The organism is Streptococcus sp. 1343, from assembly GCF_013277355.1.
Taxonomy (GTDB): domain Bacteria; phylum Bacillota; class Bacilli; order Lactobacillales; family Streptococcaceae; genus Streptococcus; species Streptococcus pseudopneumoniae.
In genome coordinates this window covers 60,008-78,106 of sequence record NZ_VMMT01000022.1, presented here as the reverse complement: position 1 = coordinate 78,106, position 18,099 = coordinate 60,008, and the positions used below count along the sequence as shown (strand labels likewise).

The following is an 18,099-nucleotide window of genomic DNA, read 5'->3' as shown; positions in this document are numbered from 1 at the left end:
TTTTTCCTTGTTTTTCTTCTGATTATAGTTTTTATGTCTTGCTGAGGATTTCAAGCGTTTCGAGCACGTTATCTGCATGAACTTCGATAGTGTCACCAGTCGCTTTAATCTTCACTTCTACGATGCCATCGGCCGCTTTCTTCCCAACAGTGATACGGATTGGCAATCCAATCAAGTCACTGTCGCTAAATTTAACTCCGACACGTTCATTACGGTCGTCTGTCAAGACTTCGTAACCAGCTCCCATCAAGCTTGCTTCAAGCTTTTCTGTCAAGACTTGCGCTTCTTCATCCTTGACATTGACAGTGATCAAGTGCACATCAAATGGTGCCAATTCTTTAGGGAAATTGATTCCCCAAGCGTAACGGTATTCACCTTTTGGCGTTTTGTTAACAAAGAGGCGAGCGTGTTGCTCCATCACTGCTGAAAGGAGACGGCTGACACCGATACCGTAACATCCCATGATAATTGGCACAGCCCGGCCATTTTCATCCAAAACATCTGCTCCCATGCTTGCTGAATAGCGAGTGCCAAGTTTAAAGATGTGACCAATTTCGATACCACGCGCAAAGTTAAGGACTCCTTGCCCGTCTGGGGAAATTTCACCCTCACGAACTTCACGGATATCCACATATTCTGCAGTAAAATCACGGCCTGGATTCACACCAGTCAAGTGGTAGCCATCTTCGTTAGCACCGACAACTGCATTGCGAACATCTTGCACCTTACGGTCTGCGATGATTTTAACATTCTCTGGCAAACCAACCGGGCCAAGTGAACCAAATCCTGCTTGAACAAGATTCGCCACTTCTTCTTCGCTAGCAACGTCAAAGAAATCTGCTCCCAAGTGATTTTTCAACTTGACTTCGTTGAGTTGGTCATTTCCAACTAGAAGGGCTGCAACAAGCTCACCATCTGCCATGTAGAAGAGGGTTTTAATCGTTTGTTCTTCTGGAACGTTGAGGAAGGCTGCAACTTCATCGATTGACTTAACATCCGGCGTTGCAACACGAGTCACTTCTTCTTCAGCGACAACACGGTTGCTTGGTTTGTACTCGTTTGTTGCCATTTCTAAGTTAGCTGCATAGCTAGACTCACTTGAGTAAGCAATGGTATCTTCACCAGAGACTATCCATTTGAGCAATTCTGCCTTGATTTCTTCTTGCGCTTCTGCAGGAATTTCGTCAAATGAGGCAACTGACTTGTCCAAGACAACCCAGCGGTCAAGGTCTGTACGAGCAGATGTAATGGCCATAAATTCTTGGCTATCCTTACCACCCATGGCTCCACCGTCACCAATAATAGCCTTGAAGTCTAAACCACTACGAGTGAAAATACGCTCATAGGCTGCTTTGTACTCATCATAAACACTATCCAAACTATCATAGTTAGCGTGGAAACTATAAGCATCCTTCATGATAAACTCACGTGTACGAAGAAGTCCATTACGTGGGCGTTTTTCATCACGATACTTGGGCTGGATTTGGTAAAGGTTGAGTGGCAATTGCTTGTAAGACTTAACAGAATCACGGACAATAGCTGTAAAGGTTTCTTCGTGTGTTGGACCTAGGATAAAGTCTGATTTTTCACGGTTTTTTAGTTTGTAAAGGTCTTCACCGTAAGTTTCGTAACGACCTGATTCGCGCCACAATTCTGCACTGAGAAGGGCAGGAGCCAACATCTCAACGGCACCAATCTTGTCGAATTCTTGGCGCATGATATTTTTAGCTTTTTCAATCACACGATTAGCAAGTGGTAGGTAAGAATAAACACCTGCAGATACTTGGCGAACATAACCAGCACGCAACATAAGAGCATGGCTGATAACTTGAGCATCGCTTGGCATTTCGCGAAGCGTTGGGATAGGCATTTTACTTTGTTTCATAATATTCCTCGATTATCTAAAAAAGAGTCGCATAATGTCATTCCAGGTCACAGCAATCATCAAGACAACCATGATGACCACTCCGGCCAAGGTGACATAGGTTTCAATTTCTTGTTTCAATGGTTTGCGGCGGATAGCTTCTAGGATATTGAGCACAATCTTACCACCATCCAGAGCTGGAATCGGAATAAGATTAAAAATCCCGATATTGATGGAAATCATTGCCAAGAAGTACAAGACATTCTCAATTCCATTTTTAGCAGCATCACTACTTGCCTTAAAGATGGCAACAGGTCCACCCAACTTGTTCAAATCCGGTTGGAAAATCAGATTTTTCAGTGCTGATAAAATTCGTAGGGCCGAGTCAGCAGCAGTTGTAAAACCACCTACAAACATGGATAGAAAGTCCGACTTAATTCCCGGTTGAACACCTAGAAGGTAACGGCCTTGACTTTCTTCCGGAGTAACAGTGACTTGTTTGTCACTCCCATTTTCAAAAATAGTCACATCCAAAGTCGAGGCCGTCTTACCTTTGGTTTCCGTTTCCACAGCCTGAATCAAACTTTCCCAGTTGCTAATCTCATGTGAGCCAATCTTGGTAATCTGTGCCGTTTCTGATACTCCCACCTTAGCCAAGGCCCCTTGGGGCATGACATGGAACTGGTTGGTATCAACATCTCTGACACCACCCTGCATGAAGATTAAAATCCAGAAAACAACAACCCCTAAGATAAAGTTATTCATAGGACCTGCAAAATTGGTAATCAGTTTGCCCCAGATAGTCGCATTTTGATATTGAACATCTAAAGGTGCAATCCGAACCTCAGTACCATCTGCTTCCACAACCGTTGCATCGTGATCCACTGCAAATGTTTTTTCTTCTTCCAGAACCAATCCTTTGATAAAGAGCTTGTCTTCAAAATCAAACTGGGTCACCTGCATAGGGAGGGCTGTTTGATCCAATTTTTTACCTGAGAGATTGATGCGTTTAACCTTACCATCATCAGCAAGTGTCAAACTAACAGGCGTTCCTGCCTTGATTTCAGTTGTATCATCACCCCAACCGGCCATGCGGACATAGCCACCCAGAGGCAAGATTCGAATGGTATAGGCCGTTCCATCCTTGCCAATGTGAGCAAAAATTTTAGGTCCCATACCGATGGCAAATTCACGTACTAAAATCCCTGATTTCTTGGCAAAGTAGAAGTGCCCGAACTCGTGCACCACTACAATAATCCCGAAAACCAGAATAAAGGTTAAAATTCCGAGCATAGCGTTTCCTCCGTCTTTTGATTAAAAGAGTCCAAATAAGTGCATGATTGGAAATACAAGCAACATACTATCGAAACGATCCAAAACACCACCATGTCCAGGGATAAATTTCCCAGAATCCTTAACACCAAAATGACGTTTGATCGAACTTTCTAGTAAATCACCAAATTGTCCAGCAATGCTAAAGAAAATAGCAAAGACTGACATCTTGTAAATTCCATATGGAAGAGCAACTGTACTGTCAACTATCATAAAGATAATGGTTACTAAAATTGCTCCTAAAATACCACCCAAGGCACCCTCAAGGGTTTTATTAGGCGATACCCTTGGTGCTAACTTTCGTTTCCCATAGTTCATCCCAACAAGATAGGCACCACTGTCTGTCGCCCAGACGATACACAAGGCTAAGAGAGCCTTGTCCAAACCTGCAACACGAGCATCTAGTAAAGCATTAAATCCAAAGCCCACGTAGAAGCTCATAGCAAGAGGGAAAACCGCATCCTCAATCGTATAAGACTTGCTAAAAACGGTCGTTCCTAACATGATTGAAATCAAAACACTATAGGCAACCACATTCCCATCAACTGGCAAAAAAGTCAGGTAATTCTCCAAGGGAATGGTCAATGCAAAGGTTGCAAAGAGGGTCAAGAGGCCCTCCATCGTCATGGTCTCTAGACCTCTCATCTTCAAAAGTTCATGCATGGCTAGCATGGCTATGATTCCGATTGCTATCTGAAGCAAGAGGCCCCCAATCATTAAAATTGGTAGGAAAATAGCCAGGGCAATCCCTGCAAACAAGGTTCTTTTCTGTAAATCCTGGGTCATATTTCCTCCTAAACTCCTCCAAATCGGCGATGACGACGATTATAGGCAAGAATGGCTTCCTGCAAGGCCGCCTCGTCAAAATCAGGCCACAAGGTGTCCGTAAAATAGAGCTCACTATAGGCTCCCTGCCATGGAAGGAAATTGCTCAAACGCAATTCTCCACTAGTACGGATAATCAAGTCTGGGTCTCGTAACTCCTTAGGTAAATGCTGGGTAAAAAGATAATTACCAATCAATTCCTCTGTGATGTCACCTGGGTTGATTTTGGCATCTAAAACATCCTGGGAAATCAACTTAAGCGCCTGTGTAATCTCAGCACGTCCACCATAGTTGAGGGCAAAATTAAGAATCAAACCTGTGTTGTTCTTAGTCAATTCCTCAGCCTTGGTTAAAGCTTCAAAAGTCTGCTTAGGCAGGCGGTCTGTCTCCCCAATCATTTGAATCTTAACATTATTCGCATGTAGTTCTGGAACATAATTATCATAAAACTCTACTGGCAAGTTCATGATAAACTTGACTTCCTGATCTGGACGGGTCCAGTTTTCTGTAGAAAAAGCATAGACCGTAATAACCTTAACGCCTAGTTTGTTAGCTGCCTTGGTCACAGTTTGCAATGCTTCCATGCCCGCCTTATGTCCAAAAACTCGCGGTTGCATACGTTTTTTAGCCCAACGGCCATTGCCATCCATGATGATGCCAATATGAGCAGGGACCTGTGTCGGAACCTCTACTTCCACAGCCTTATCTTTCTTAAAAAATCCAAACATGATCTTATTCCTATTCAAAAATCTATCGTTTCATTATACCATATTTCCCTATTTTCTTCTATCACTAAGCTATTTATACTCTTCGAAAATCTCTTCAAACCACGTCAGCTCTATCTGCAACCTCAAAACAGTGTTTTGAGCAACCTGCGGTTAGCTTCCTAGTTTACACTTTGATTTTCATTGAGTATTATTCTCAGGCACCAAGCCCATTTTTCAAAAAAATAAGCCGCCTGATTGGGCGACTTTATTTTTTATAGGGAGATTATTATGAAAAAGTTTTAGGAGTTTAAGTTAAGGTCTTCTTAACTTATGAACTCAGTATACACTCCCTAGCTTAAAGTTTCCTTAAGAAGTTTTAAAAATCAAATTTTTCCATTTCTCCTGACAATTTTTCTTGGATAAACGTGTTTGATAAAGCTCCATTCGGTCTTCATTTTCTAAGAAATGAGGAGTTGGACGAACTTGAAAATTCAAAATATCCTCGAGTCCGTAAGGAGTAAAGAGTTCTAAAGTAGAATCTTCATTCAAGCGCAGTCCAACAGCCGTACATCGTTCTGGATACTTACTCATGGCATCACAAGAGCTGCTATAGGGAGCAGTATGAGGACTGTGCTGATGCATACAGACCTGATTTTTCAATTCCCACTAGTACTGAGGAAAATCCTCTCTCAACTTTTTCTCTAGAGACAAGGTTTCCTCATAAGAAATATCTGGATCAAAGAAAATTACATCTACATCTGTTTCACAGTCAAAAGGGGACTTGTCTGACAAGAGATTCCAGATAAAATTTCTGACAGAACCTGCTGCCAACCAAGAATCTTTCAAACCAAGGTTTCGGATAATAGTCAGAATAGCCATCATATCCCGATTTTCTCTGAAAACTTCCAGAATTTCTTGCTTATTTTTCACTGTATTCATAACCTAAGTGCTCATATGCCTTAGCAGTCGCCACTCGTCCAGAACGTGTCCGCATGATAAAACCTTTTTGAATCAAGTAAGGCTCATACATGTCTTCCACCGTCTCTCGCTCCTCTGCAATGTTAACAGAAAGAGTTCCTAATCCAACAGGGCCACCACCGTACATCTCAATCATGGTCCGAAGGATTTTCTGGTCCACATAGTCCAGACCTTCATGGTCAACATCCAGCATGGTCAAAGCCTTATCCGTAATAAGATCATCGATAACCCCATCCCCCATTATCTGGGCAAAATCGCGCACGCGCTTGAGGAGACGATTGGCAATACGAGGGGTCCCACGACTACGTAGGGCCAACTCAGATGCTGCCTCATGAGTGATTTCCATCTCAAAAATATCTGCCGTCCGCTCAACAATTTCCGTCAAATCAACATGAGCATAATACTCCATATGACCTGTAATCCCAAAACGTGCCCGTAGCGGATTTGAGAGCATACCAGCCCGAGTCGTCGCCCCAATCAAGGTAAAAGGTGGCAACTCCAAATGAACGCTGCGACTGCCTTCACCAGCACCAATCATGATATCAATGTAGAAGTCCTCCATGGCACTATAAAGCACCTCTTCCACAGACATGGGCAAGCGATGAATCTCATCAATAAAAAGGACATCCCCAGGCTCCAAGTCATTCAAAATCGCTACCAGATCACCGGCTTTTTCAATGACAGGCCCAGACGTTTGCTTGAGATTGACACCTAGTTCGTTGGCAATAACAAAAGCCATGGTCGTTTTTCCCAAGCCTGGAGGGCCAAATAAGAGCACATGATCCAGCGCTTCATCCCGCATTTTGGCAGCTTCGATAAAGATTTGGAGCTGGTTCTTGACCTTATCCTGTCCGATATATTCACGTAAATACTGAGGACGGAGCGTGCGTTCTACTAACTCCTCATCCCCCATTATCTCATTATCTAAAATTCTACTCATGGCTCTATTATATCAAAAAACCAAGCCACAAACAAAAAAGCCACTGGATTGTGACTCCCGAGTCTAGCACTTATGTGGTATAATATTGTTCGGAACTTCTACACCGCCTACGAAAGGAGGTGAGATAGCCCATGATGGAATTAGTACTCAAAACTATCATCGGACCAATTGTGGTCAGTGTCGTTCTTCGTATAGTCGATAAATGGCTAAACAAGGACAAATAGTGTCAAAAAAGACCTCAAGCTTATTTGGTCGTGAGCTTGGGGTCTTTTCTAGCCTATGATATAGAGCTAGTACTCAATTCCTTTTTATTATCCCATAGTTCACGAATTTTGTCAAAGGTTTATATCCTCATCCATTCAGCTTCTCCAACTTTAGAATCTGTCCAATAAAGTTTATAAGATTTAGAGAAAGCTATTGAAAAATGATATTTAGAAAACTTCCGAAAAGCCTGAAATAGAGCAAAAAAACTCCACCAGTTCCGGTGGAGTTAAGGGAGATTATGATGAAAAAGAAAAGTTTAGGATTTTATTAAATAAAGTTAGGAGGTCTTTATTTAATGACTATATAATACTAGACTAGCCTTAAATTTTGCTTAAGCAAAAACAAGTTTTATTATTTTTCTCTGTTGATCCAAGTCATCCCTATACAATTATAGGTGGATAAGGCTTCAAAATCCAATTTGCACCATTTTCTCCACTTCAACATAATTCCTAGATTACTAATTTTTTAAAACCATAACATAAAAACAAATGTAAAGAATAAGAAAAAATGCATAACATCTACTAAAAAATAGACATTTTGCATTTTTAATTCAGACTAATCTAGACTAATTTTTCCTCTTTGAGTTCCAAAAACACCTGTTTGTACTTGTAACTGTAAGCCTGAAGCATCTGCAGTCTCCGTATTCACATCAAATACCACATTTCCTGTGATACTATTTTCAGGGTTTAATTCTGACAAAAAGAATTTTGCTTCCTGATTTGCATAGATACCAGCTGTACTATCAGTTGAGTACTCTGTATCATCTTTTAAAAGCTTAAAGAAATCATCCGTAACAGTTATAGATTTTTTACCATTATTTTTTACCGTCACATTCAGAATTAAATAAATACCATTTGCGTTTTTGCCAAATTCTCCTCCAACATTTTGAGACAGAGATTTTGAATTCACGATATATTCAACATCTCCAACTTTAACAACTTCTCCGATTTTATTCTCTGCCTTAGCTTTTGTCTCCTCTTCCTTATTTTTATTTTTTTCTGTTGCCTTTGTTTGAGCAGTTTCTTCTGATGCTGCTGTTTGCGTACTTGAACTAGATGCAACTTCCTGCTTAGTGGAGTTACTTCCACTTCCACCTTTAACTACACCAAATACAACAATAATAACAATCAATATGAACCACCATTTTTTATAAAAAGGTGTTTTTTCACATATACATTCCCATTTTCATCTTTGATTTTCTTAGCCATAAGAAATCTCCTTTAATCTTTTTCAACTATTATATTATATTTCCTAAAAAAAAAAGCATTTTTGAGGGTAATTTTAATTTTTTTAAATAAATGCGATTTAAAAAGTTTCAATCACTGAGCCTAGCTAAACAATTTCAACTAACAAAATTATCTCAAAAGAACTTTGCCATTTCAATTTTTCTAAAATATAGCACTCTAAGACAAATGAGGTGATTCTTGTTCATACTCAATTGTCTGAGCGTCTGCCTTCTTGGGATGTTCAGGTCGAGGAGTGACCGTTCGCCAACCATGGCATTTCAGGAGATAATAGCAACCATCACGTGTAGAAGTGCGACTAATCTCTTTTTGATAGGATGCAAATAACTGATTGACAGTTACAAATTCCCCAGCTTGAGCAGTTTCTATATGACGTTTTAGAAATGCTTGTTCTTCTTCGTAAGTCCTATATTCTCTATGACGTCCACCACGAGTCTCTTGAAGAAGAGCATACAAACTCCTTATATTTTTCAAATTCCTCCAAACAGTTGTTTTATTGCAATCTAGCAGATCCATGATTTCCTTATAACTCTTTTGAATAAAATATAATCTATAGACGTTTGTGGTATTCGGCGTACGATGAATCTCTTAGGAGTTTTTCAATTTTTTGTGTTTCTTCGTTTGTGAGTTTCATAACTACTATTATAAGATGTTTTTTGACTTTAGTATAATATGAGAGAGTAGATTACTTTATGGTATAATATTCTACGGCACTGCTACACCGCCTGCGAAAGGAGGTGAGATAGCCCATGATGGAACTAATCCTTAAAACTATCATCGGACCGATTGTGGTCGGTGTCATCCTTCGCTTAGTCGATAAATGGCTAAACAAAGATAGATAGTGTCAAAAAAGACCCCAAGCTTAATGTGGAAGTTAGCTTGGGGTCTTTTCTAGTCCATGATATAGAACTAATCCTTAATTCCTCTCCATTATCTCACAGTTCACAAAATTTGTCAAAACTTTACATCCTCAGCTTCTCAAGCTTTAACCACTTTACAACAAGACTTTCAAGTTTAAGAGAAAATTAGGGATTCTATCAATTTCATAGAAATTTTGATTTAGTAAACGAAGAGACAATCTTATATGTCACTCCTCATTTAATACGCCACTACTGGACAAGCAAAATCATTATTACAGTAGTTCTAGTCCTTCAATTAACAGTCACTTACATTCAAAGTGAGGTTGAAGTAGCTGAAGGTACAACAGACCTATTTCTTAATCATATTCGCTAAAAAAGCCCCCGCCAATTCCCCGACCAAAATCCGAAAAATATCGAAAAATGATTTTTAGAATAGTCCCCAAAAGCCTGAAATAGAGCCAAAAAACTCCACCTGATCGGGTGGAGTTAAGGGAGATTATTATGAAAAAGAAAAGTTTAGGATTTTATTAAATAAAGTTAGGAGGTCTTTATTTAATAACTATATGATACAAGACGAAGCTTAAAACTAGCTTAACTTTTCTCAGATTCTACCATTTTGCAGAAAATCACTATCACTATCACCTCACAAAAAGCCACCTGATTAGGTGACTTCATTAGGAGATTATGATGAAAAAAAGTTTTAGGATTTCATTAAATAAAGTTAGGAGGTCTTTATTTAATGACTATATAATACTAGACCATCCTTAAACTTTGCTTAAGAAAAAACAAGTTTTGTTATTTTTCTCGATTCGCCCAAGTCATCCCTATACAATTATAGGTGGATAAGATTTCAAAGCCCATAGAACGATAAAATCCCACGTTTTTTTCTGTCTCTTCTGTCACCAGCTGGACTTGATAAGCATCTTTGTAATCTTTTAAGGCCTCTTTCATTAGGGCACTACCAATCCCTTGACGCTGATAGATTGGTAAAACAATCAAATCCTGTACAAAAACTGATGAGAATCCATCTCCAACCAAACGAATCAAGCCCACCACAGCATCACCATCAAGTGCCAGATAAATTACTAATGAATGCGATAAGGCCTGCTCCAGCATCTCTGGTTGATGGGTATAATTTGTCCAACCGACAGCCTGATAGAGATGCAAAACATCCTCTAGCTTGACAATTTCTTGCTTTTTAATAGTAATCATCTCAACACCTCTTAAAGTTCTCTCAAGCTCTTGTACTGCTGTCCATTTTTATCAAAATTTTCAGGACGCAGCCATGTTTCCAAACGATCTTTGACTTGAGGCCAGTCCTTATCAATCATAGACAACCAATCCGTATCCCTCGTCCGTCCCTTATAAACCACCGCCTGGCGGAAGGTTCCTTCATAGACAAATCCCAAACGCTCCGCAACTCGTCTGGATGGCAGGTTAAGAGCATCGCATTTCCACTCATAGCGACGATAGTTTAGCTCCTCAAAAATATAGCGAGCTAGGAGATACTGAGCCTCAGTTCCTATCCGTGTACCCCTTAGCTCTGGAGAAAAAGTGACTGCTCCGACTTCTATTACTCGGTTATTCTGGTCAATGCGCATGAGAGAAAAAGTTCCCAAAGCCTTACCAGTCGCCTTGTCTATGATTGCATAGTAAAAACGGTCCTTACGAGCCAACATCTGATTTAAAAGGCTAACCAGCTCCCCCATATCTGCTACTGGCTCCTGAAAAAGATAGGTCCACATCTCCCGAGGAGTATCCGGGCCATAAACAGCTAGCAAATCCTCCGCATGTTTTTCTACCGAGAGAGCCTCTATCCTAGCATAACGCCCTTCTAAGAAATCAATAGAAGGCAGTGCACCGGGTGTATAACCTTCCATTGACTCACCAATCATCTGACCATATTCATTTACTGGCATAGCTTTCTCCTTGTTTCACTTTTCAAACTTTTTACTCAACTCTATTTGAATTGTCCTATCTGCTAATTTCAAGTTTTTTATCAATTTCATTTAACAATTTTTCTGCATCTTCTTTATTTAAAACATTTTCTCGTGCTACATAGTTTCTACAAATATTCAGGGCCGCAATTTGGTCTGCTTTATCCAAAGATTCAAACATAATTCTCACTGAGTTACTAGCAATAACTCCTCGTTTATCATCCGAATTTTGAAGAAAGTTAAGTAGAACACTTAAATTGTTCTGACGACACGATTCGTACAAATCAATATATTCACCGTATTTTTTCGATTCAGAATCAGTAAGTTTATCTACAACTTTTACCTGCGAATAAAAATAGATTATTTCCCTATTTTGAATAATATAATTTATTTTTCTGATATATTTTAATCCCTCTATTAAGAGCCAAATAAAATAGATTATCAGAATACCAAACAGTGGTAGCCACATGATACCAACACTGGATTGAATACGAGGATAAGTTTCATTAAAAGAAACTATTAAATTTTTGGCTCCAAAATAATGAATAATGGATAACAAATTTGTCACTATTAATAGAGTTGCAAAAGATTTTGTAAATAAAAATTGATACACTTCAGACTGTGTCCTTATAATTTCATTTGGAGATATTCCAAAAATATTGCTTGATTTATCATTTGAAAAACTAAAGAAAGTAATAAAAACTGCAAAGAGAGTGTCTAAAGTGAGTGTCAAATTTAAACTTTCCTTGTCCCAAAGACAATTTTTAAAATAATATGCACCCACTATTGACATTACTAATACTATAACTGACACTACAATAATAGAAATCTTAAATAATAAAATTTCACACTTCCTGCTATCGTTCACTAATCTATTCATTCTGACCTATTCTAAAGTTCATACTCTAGAGTTACTTCTTTTTATTTCACAACAATGTTAACCAATTTATTCGGTACCGCAATTACTTTCACGATTTCCTTACCGTCAATTTCTGCTTTGACTTTTTCATCCGCTAGAGCAATTTCTTGCAATTCTTCGCGTGATAGGTCTTTAGCGACCATGAGTTTGGCACGGACTTTTCCTTTGATTTGGACGACGATTTCGATTTCGTCTTCAACCAATTTGCTTTCGTCCCATGTTGGCCAAGCCACGTAAGAGATTGACTCACCTGTTGCTGCAACAGTTTGCCAGAGTTCTTCTGCCAAGTGAGGAGCAAACGGTGCAATCAATTGGATAAAGCCTTTGGCGTAGTCTACATAAAGTTTTTCTTCCTTGTTAGCCGCGTTGACAAAGACCATAAGTTGGGCAATGGCTGTGTTGAATTTGAGGGACTCAATTTGTTCTGTGACAGCTTTAACGGTTTCGTTATAAACCTTGTCAAGAGCACCATTGTTTTCCGCAATAATTTCCTTACTTGTAATCAAACGGTAAACACGGTCAAGGAATTTACGACTTCCTTCCAGACCTTCTTCTGACCAAGCGATTGAAGCATCAAGTGGGCCCATGAACATTTCATAAACACGAAGGGTATCGGCACCGTATTGTTCCACCACATCGTCTGGGTTGACAACGTTCTTAAGAGATTTAGACATCTTGGCTGGTGCTTGCTCCAACTCTTCTCCTGTTTCCACATGGAAGAAAGAACCGTCACGTTTTTCAACCTTATCGGTTGCCACAAGAGCCCCACGGTGGTCACGGTAGCTTGTTCCCAAAATCATTCCTTGGTTAAAGAGTTTTTGGAATGGCTCTTTTGTTGGAACCACACCGAGGTCATAGAGGAATTTGTGCCAGAAACGAGCATAAAGCAAGTGAAGTACAGCATGCTCTGCACCACCCACGTAGATATCTACTGGCAACCATTGTTTGAGAAGGCCCTCATCAGCCAATTTCTCAGTGTTGTGTGGATCGATATAGCGGAGGTAGTACCAGCTTGAACCTGCCCATTGTGGCATGGTGTTGGTTTCACGACGACCTTTAACACCATCTTCACGAGTCACTTCAAGCCAGTCTGTCAAGTTAGCTAGTGGACTTTCACCAGTACCTGAAGGACGGATATCCTTGGTTACAGGCAAGACAAGTGGCAATTCACTTTCAGGAACAGCTGTTGAAGTTCCATCTTCCCAATGAATGATTGGAATTGGTTCACCCCAGTAACGTTGACGGCTAAAGAGCCAGTCACGGAGACGGTAGGTAACCTTCTCTTGTCCACAGCCTTTTTCTTCCAACCAAGCCACAATCTTGGCAATTGCGTCTTCTTTGTTCAATCCATCTAGGAAGTCTGAATTAACATGAAGGCCATCTTCTGTGTAGGCAGCTTCTTCAACGTTTCCACCTTCAAGTACTTCGACGATTGGAAGGTCAAATTGTTTGGCAAATTCCCAGTCACGTTGGTCGTGGGCAGGCACAGCCATAACCGCACCTGTTCCATAACTAGCAAGAACATAGTCCGCAATCCAGATTGGAATTTCCTTGCCATTGACAGGGTTGATGGCATAAGCACCTGTCCAGACCCCAGTTTTTTCCTTGGCAAGGTCTGTACGAGCCAAGTCAGATTTGAGGCTAGCTTGGTGTTTGTAGTCTGCAACTGCTTCTGCTTGCTCTGAACTTACGATAGCGTCTACTAATTCATGCTCAGGAGCCAAAACAGTGAAAGTCGCACCGAAAAGAGTATCAGGACGAGTGGTAAAGACTGTGAATTCCTTATCAGTTCCCTTAACCTTGAAGGTTACATTAGCACCAGTTGATTTCCCGATCCAGTTGCGTTGCATGTCCTTGATAGACTCTGGCCAATCTAGTTCATCTAAGTCATTGAGCAAGCGCTCTGCGTAAGCCGTGATTTTGAGCATCCATTGGCGCATTGGCTTGCGGACAACTGGATAGCCTCCACGCTCAGACGTTCCATCAGGAAGGACCTCTTCGTTGGCGATGGCTGTTCCCAATTCCTCAACCCAGTTTACTGGCACTTCCGCTTCATAGGCCAAGCCTTTTTCGTAAAGCTTGGTGAAAATCCATTGCGTCCACTTGTAGTAGTTTGGATCTGTTGTGTTGACTTCACGATCCCAGTCATAAGAAAATCCAAGCGCATTGATTTGGCGTTTGAAGTTGGCAATGTTCTCCGCCGTAAATTCTGCTGGGTCATTACCAGTATCCATAGCGTATTGCTCTGCAGGCAAACCAAAAGCATCCCAACCCATTGGGTGAAGAACATTGTAGCCTTGCGCACGTTTGTAACGACTGAGGATATCGGTTGCAGTATAACCTTCTGGGTGTCCTACGTGCAGACCAGCTCCAGACGGATAAGGGAACATATCAAGAGCATAAAACTTAGGTTTTGATGCATCTGTTCCTGTCTTAAATGTATGATGTTCTGCCCAGTAGCCCTGCCACTTAGGCTCAATTTCTTTATGATTGTAAAAACTCATGGTCTCTCTCCAATTTTGTGATGTTACTATTATACCATTTTTGAGGGAATTTGGTCTCGTTCTATTCTATACTTTTCTATTTTACCTTGCTCTAAAATTTTTAAACTGCTATACTTATAACAGAAAACCCTTCCAAGGAGGTAGCAGATGTCTCATTCCTTTAAAAAATCGCTCCAAAAAGAAATTCTCCATAGAAGCTCTATCGCAGCCTTTGTGACCTCTCTTTTACTACTCATTTTACTTTTTGGTTTTTCCTATTTTTTACAAAAGCAGCAACTCTCCAAAGATACGAGACAGATTGTCAAACAGGTTCAAGAAATGAAAGAAGCAAATAATGAGCTCCTGACTACTATGAACCATAAAATGATTCCTGAATTTTTGGACGGCAAACACACAGAGAGAGAAGTCTTTAGCTTATTTTACGAGACAAAAGCTAGATTGAAGCTTAGTTCTGACCTCATTATTCTAAACGATACAGGTGAATTACTATTTAGTACCAATCGAAATCATCAAGAAAGTATTTTATCACCCTACTATCTAAAACTGCTCATTCAAAATCCTTCTCAAGAAAAAGTGACAGAAAAAATTGCACTCTCTTCAGATAAGCAACATTACACACTCTTTATCAAACCACTACTTCAAAACCAACGAGTTAAGGCCTATACTATTGCTTTCGTAAATGAGAATGATTTCATCTCAAGCTTCCCAATGATCAATTCCAAATACATCATTACCGATAGCTTTGGAAATATGTTTTCCAACAATACAAATCAGTTTACTCGCTCCACTCTTGAAAAATTGGATGAAAAACTCCTACACTCTCGCACCCACTGGTATGCGAATGAACCGCTTATTGTTCAAAAAGAAAAAGTCGGTGCTATTTTTTCAATCTATACTTTTCAATCCTTCTTTCCCATTCCTAGCTTACTTGGTCTAGCCTCCATTCTCACCTTGTGTATATTCTTCCTCTACTTCTGGCAAGCAAGACGAATTGCTCATAAGATTGCCACACACAATGCTGTTCCTATTGAAAGTTTGGTTTACCAACTTCAAGAAATTCCTAAACAAGCAGAAAAAAGGCTTTCTCTACAAACAGGTGATGAGTTTGAGTTTATGGCAGAAAAAATCAACAATATGTTGTACGAATTAGATCAACTTCATCAAAAAATGTTGACCATAGAAAAAGAAAAATGGATTTTTGAAAGAAAAATGCTGGAAGCTCAGTTCAATCCTCATTTTCTCTACAATACACTTGAGACGATTAAAATCACTTCTTTAATGGATGCCGCCCTCACACAAGACCTAATTCAAAATCTCACGCGCATTCTTCGCTACAGTATCACGGATTTAGAAAAAGAAACAACCATTTGTCAGGATTTAAAGATTATAGAGGATTACCTTATGATTCATAAGATTCGTTTTGAGCACTTTTCTTATGATATTGTCTGTCCAGAAACTGTCGATAATCAGCCTATCCCTAAACTTTTCTTACTTCCTCTAGTAGAAAATGCTATAAAATATGGGATGCAATACCGTATTGATCTTCATATTGATATCCAAATTACCTTGGAAGCAGATTCTCTGACTTTTTTAATCAAGGATAATGCCGGAGGGCTCACAAAACAAGAGCGACTCGCTATTTTAGACTCTTTAGAAAGCCCTCATACCCAGCATGGCATCGTGAACAGCTACAAACGATTGAGCAATTTCTTTTCTGATGTCCAGCTAGATTTAGGAGTCAATCGCCAAGGAGAAACTTGGGTCAAATTTATAACGAAAGGACTAACTCATGTTTAAGCTCATTATCGTAGAAGACGAACACCTCATCCGAAAATGGCTAGAGATTGCCGTAGACTACTCTGCCGTAGGTATCCAAGTCGTAGGAACTGCCAGTCACGGTCAAGAGGGAATGAAACTCATCCAAGAAAAAGAACCTCATATTGTCTTAACAGACATCACCATGCCAATTATGGATGCTTTTATGATGTTCGAAGCCACTCGTACCCTTTCCTATGAAAAAGTTATCTTATCAGGTTATAACGATTTTCAAAATGCCAAAAAAGCCATGCAATACGGAGCAGTTGATTTCTTATCCAAGCCAATTGATACCAAGGAATTGACAGAATGTCTTCAAAACATTGTTTTGCGATTACAAGGTAGTACCTATCAAGAAACTCCTTTTTTAGAAGAATATCAAACTTTACTCACCTCTATCCAACAGGTTGATACACAAAACCAAATCATTCAACAAATTATTTCCTTTGTCCACAAGCATTATGCAGAGCATTTTACGATTGCGACTATTGCTGAAGCTTTAAACTATAGCGAAAGCTATCTATATAAAGTTATCAAAGAAGACTTCCCCATGACTCTAAATGAATATATCTTACAATATCGTCTGAAACAAGCTATAGATAAGATGGCTGAATCTCCCAACTCCCCTCTAAGCGACATCTCTGATCAAGTTGGATTTTCAGACTATAAATATTTTGCCAAAGTATTTAAAAAGTATCTCCATATTTCCCCAAAGGAATTGAAATCACTCGGAAGAATAGTAAAATAAGCTATTCTTCTTTTTGTAGAGAATTTTACTCTAATAGAATAGAATTGTCGGTTTTAAAAACGCTTATATTGTTTTAAAATAAACTTAAATAACACAACGGAGGTATCCATCATGAAAAAGAAATGGATGTATTATGCTGCTTGCGGACTAGCCCTTTTTGGTCTTGCTGCTTGTTCTTCTAATGAATCTGCCGATGGCGGTTCATCTGATAAAGGAGACGGCGGTTCGCTAGTCGTTTATTCACCAAACTCAGAGGGCTTAATCGGAGCAACTATTCCTGCCTTTGAAGAAAAATATGGTATCAAAGTAGAACTGATTCAAGCTGGTACTGGAGAACTTTTCAAAAAACTGGAGTCAGAAAAAGAAGCTCCTGTAGCTGATGTCATCTTTGGTGGTTCTTATACACAATATGCTACCCACGGAGAACTCTTTGAAAACTATACTTCAAAAGAAAATGATAATGTTATCAAAGAATATCAAAACACAACTGGCTACTCTACTCCTTATACACTAGATGGTAGTGTTTTAATCGTCAATCCTGATTTAACGAAAGGCATGAACATCGAAGGATATAGCGACCTTCTCAAACCTGAACTAAAAGGAAAAATTGCAACTGCTGACCCAGCAAACTCTTCTAGCGCCTTTGCTCAATTAACAAATATGCTACAAGCTCAAGGTGGTTACAAAGACGATAAGGCTTGGTCTTATGTAAAAGATCTCTTCACACTTATTGATGGGAAAATCGGTTCAAGCTCATCTGGTGTCTATAAAGCAGTCGCTGACGGAGAAATGGCTGTTGGTCTCTCTTATGAAGATCCAGCAGTTAAACTCTTAAATGACGGAGCTAATATCAAGGTAGTCTATCCAAAAGAAGGAACCGTCTTCCTACCTGCTAGTGCTGCTATCGTTAAAAAAGCGAAAAATATGGAAAATGCCAAGAAATTTATCGATTTTATTATCTCTCAAGAAGTACAAGATACACTTGGTACAACCACTACTAACCGTCCTGTTCGTAAAAATGCCAAAACAAGCGAAAACATGAAACCAATTGACAAAATCAAAACACTCACTGAAGATTATGATTATGTCATCAAAAATAAATCAGATATCGTTAAGAAATACAACGAAGTCTTTACAGATATCCAATCTAAACAGTAAAAGA

At 39.5% G+C, this 18,099-nt stretch carries 15 protein-coding genes and 2 pseudogenes; 5 read left to right on the top strand and 12 right to left on the bottom strand.

Annotation, left to right across the window (positions count from 1 at the left end; all coding sequences use genetic code 11):
- Nucleotides 1-31: 31 nt before the first annotated feature.
- The 6 genes and pseudogenes from HT709_RS03660 to ruvB form a co-directional block, all read right to left on the bottom strand.
- On the bottom strand, nucleotides 32-1,885 hold the full coding sequence (locus HT709_RS03660) for a proline--tRNA ligase (protein ID WP_172925524.1): 1,854 nt from the start codon (nucleotides 1,883-1,885) through the stop codon (nucleotides 32-34).
- A gap of 12 nt (nucleotides 1,886-1,897) precedes the next feature.
- The gene (gene rseP / locus HT709_RS03655) at nucleotides 1,898-3,157 is read right to left on the bottom strand and encodes an RIP metalloprotease RseP (protein WP_172924756.1); all 1,260 of its coding nucleotides are present in this window, start codon (nucleotides 3,155-3,157) and stop codon (nucleotides 1,898-1,900) included.
- Between the two features lie 21 nt (nucleotides 3,158-3,178).
- Nucleotides 3,179-3,982 (bottom strand): phosphatidate cytidylyltransferase, encoded by an 804-nt coding sequence (locus HT709_RS03650; RefSeq protein ID WP_000189857.1) that lies wholly within the window; start codon nucleotides 3,980-3,982, stop codon nucleotides 3,179-3,181.
- An 8-nt stretch (nucleotides 3,983-3,990) separates the two neighbouring features.
- Nucleotides 3,991-4,749: an isoprenyl transferase gene (locus tag HT709_RS03645; RefSeq protein WP_000466722.1), complete on the bottom strand. Its 759-nt coding sequence runs from the start codon at nucleotides 4,747-4,749 to the stop codon at nucleotides 3,991-3,993.
- A gap of 345 nt (nucleotides 4,750-5,094) precedes the next feature.
- A pseudogene (locus tag HT709_RS03640) lies at nucleotides 5,095-5,667 on the bottom strand (nucleotidyltransferase family protein).
- Nucleotides 5,648-6,646, bottom strand: a complete 999-nt coding sequence (gene ruvB / locus HT709_RS03635) for a Holliday junction branch migration DNA helicase RuvB (protein ID WP_345890224.1) — start codon at nucleotides 6,644-6,646, stop codon at nucleotides 5,648-5,650. The pseudogene HT709_RS03640 and the gene ruvB overlap by 20 nt, the downstream one beginning before the upstream one ends.
- Nucleotides 6,647-6,777: 131 nt before the next feature.
- Here ruvB and HT709_RS03630 point away from each other — a divergent pair, with 131 nt between their 5' ends.
- The gene (locus HT709_RS03630; RefSeq protein ID WP_172924754.1) at nucleotides 6,778-6,870 is read left to right on the top strand and encodes a type I toxin-antitoxin system Fst family toxin; all 93 of its coding nucleotides are present in this window, start codon (nucleotides 6,778-6,780) and stop codon (nucleotides 6,868-6,870) included.
- 595 nt (nucleotides 6,871-7,465) lie between these two features.
- On the opposite strand, the gene HT709_RS03625 is transcribed toward HT709_RS03630, so the two are convergent.
- Nucleotides 7,466-8,041, bottom strand: coding sequence for a DUF4352 domain-containing protein (locus HT709_RS03625; protein ID WP_240151837.1), 576 nt, complete (start codon nucleotides 8,039-8,041; stop codon nucleotides 7,466-7,468).
- Between the two features lie 305 nt (nucleotides 8,042-8,346).
- Nucleotides 8,347-8,788: pseudogene (locus HT709_RS11695) on the bottom strand (IS630 family transposase); the annotation flags it as partial.
- A gap of 115 nt (nucleotides 8,789-8,903) precedes the next feature.
- Between HT709_RS11695 and HT709_RS03615 the strand changes: the two are divergent.
- The gene (locus HT709_RS03615; RefSeq protein ID WP_000970294.1) at nucleotides 8,904-8,996 is read left to right on the top strand and encodes a type I toxin-antitoxin system Fst family toxin; all 93 of its coding nucleotides are present in this window, start codon (nucleotides 8,904-8,906) and stop codon (nucleotides 8,994-8,996) included.
- 813 nt (nucleotides 8,997-9,809) lie between these two features.
- Here the strand turns inward: HT709_RS03615 and HT709_RS03610 are convergent.
- From HT709_RS03610 to leuS, 4 genes are read right to left on the bottom strand one after another with little or no spacing between them, the layout of a single operon-like run.
- A complete protein-coding gene (locus HT709_RS03610) occupies nucleotides 9,810-10,226 on the bottom strand; it encodes a GNAT family N-acetyltransferase (protein ID WP_000628388.1) in 417 nt (138 codons plus the stop codon).
- 11 nt (nucleotides 10,227-10,237) lie between these two features.
- Entirely contained in the window at nucleotides 10,238-10,933 is a 696-nt protein-coding gene (locus tag HT709_RS03605; RefSeq protein WP_001144903.1) for a GNAT family protein, read from the bottom strand.
- Between the two features lie 55 nt (nucleotides 10,934-10,988).
- A complete protein-coding gene (locus HT709_RS03600) occupies nucleotides 10,989-11,831 on the bottom strand; it encodes a hypothetical protein (RefSeq protein ID WP_001081167.1) in 843 nt (280 codons plus the stop codon).
- A 41-nt stretch (nucleotides 11,832-11,872) separates the two neighbouring features.
- On the bottom strand, nucleotides 11,873-14,374 hold the full coding sequence (gene leuS, locus HT709_RS03595; RefSeq protein WP_000011746.1) for a leucine--tRNA ligase: 2,502 nt from the start codon (nucleotides 14,372-14,374) through the stop codon (nucleotides 11,873-11,875).
- A 147-nt stretch (nucleotides 14,375-14,521) separates the two neighbouring features.
- Between leuS and HT709_RS03590 the strand changes: the two genes are divergently transcribed.
- The 3 genes from HT709_RS03590 (at nucleotide 14,522) to HT709_RS03580 (ending at nucleotide 18,095) form a co-directional block, all read left to right on the top strand.
- A complete protein-coding gene (locus HT709_RS03590) occupies nucleotides 14,522-16,171 on the top strand; it encodes a histidine kinase (protein WP_000019712.1) in 1,650 nt (549 codons plus the stop codon).
- Nucleotides 16,164-16,937 (top strand): response regulator, encoded by a 774-nt coding sequence (locus HT709_RS03585; RefSeq protein WP_000475415.1) that lies wholly within the window; start codon nucleotides 16,164-16,166, stop codon nucleotides 16,935-16,937. Before HT709_RS03590 ends, HT709_RS03585 begins: the two co-directional genes overlap by 8 nt.
- Nucleotides 16,938-17,048: 111 nt before the next feature.
- Nucleotides 17,049-18,095, top strand: coding sequence for an ABC transporter substrate-binding protein (locus HT709_RS03580; protein ID WP_000731166.1), 1,047 nt, complete (start codon nucleotides 17,049-17,051; stop codon nucleotides 18,093-18,095).
- Nucleotides 18,096-18,099: the final 4 nt, after the last annotated feature.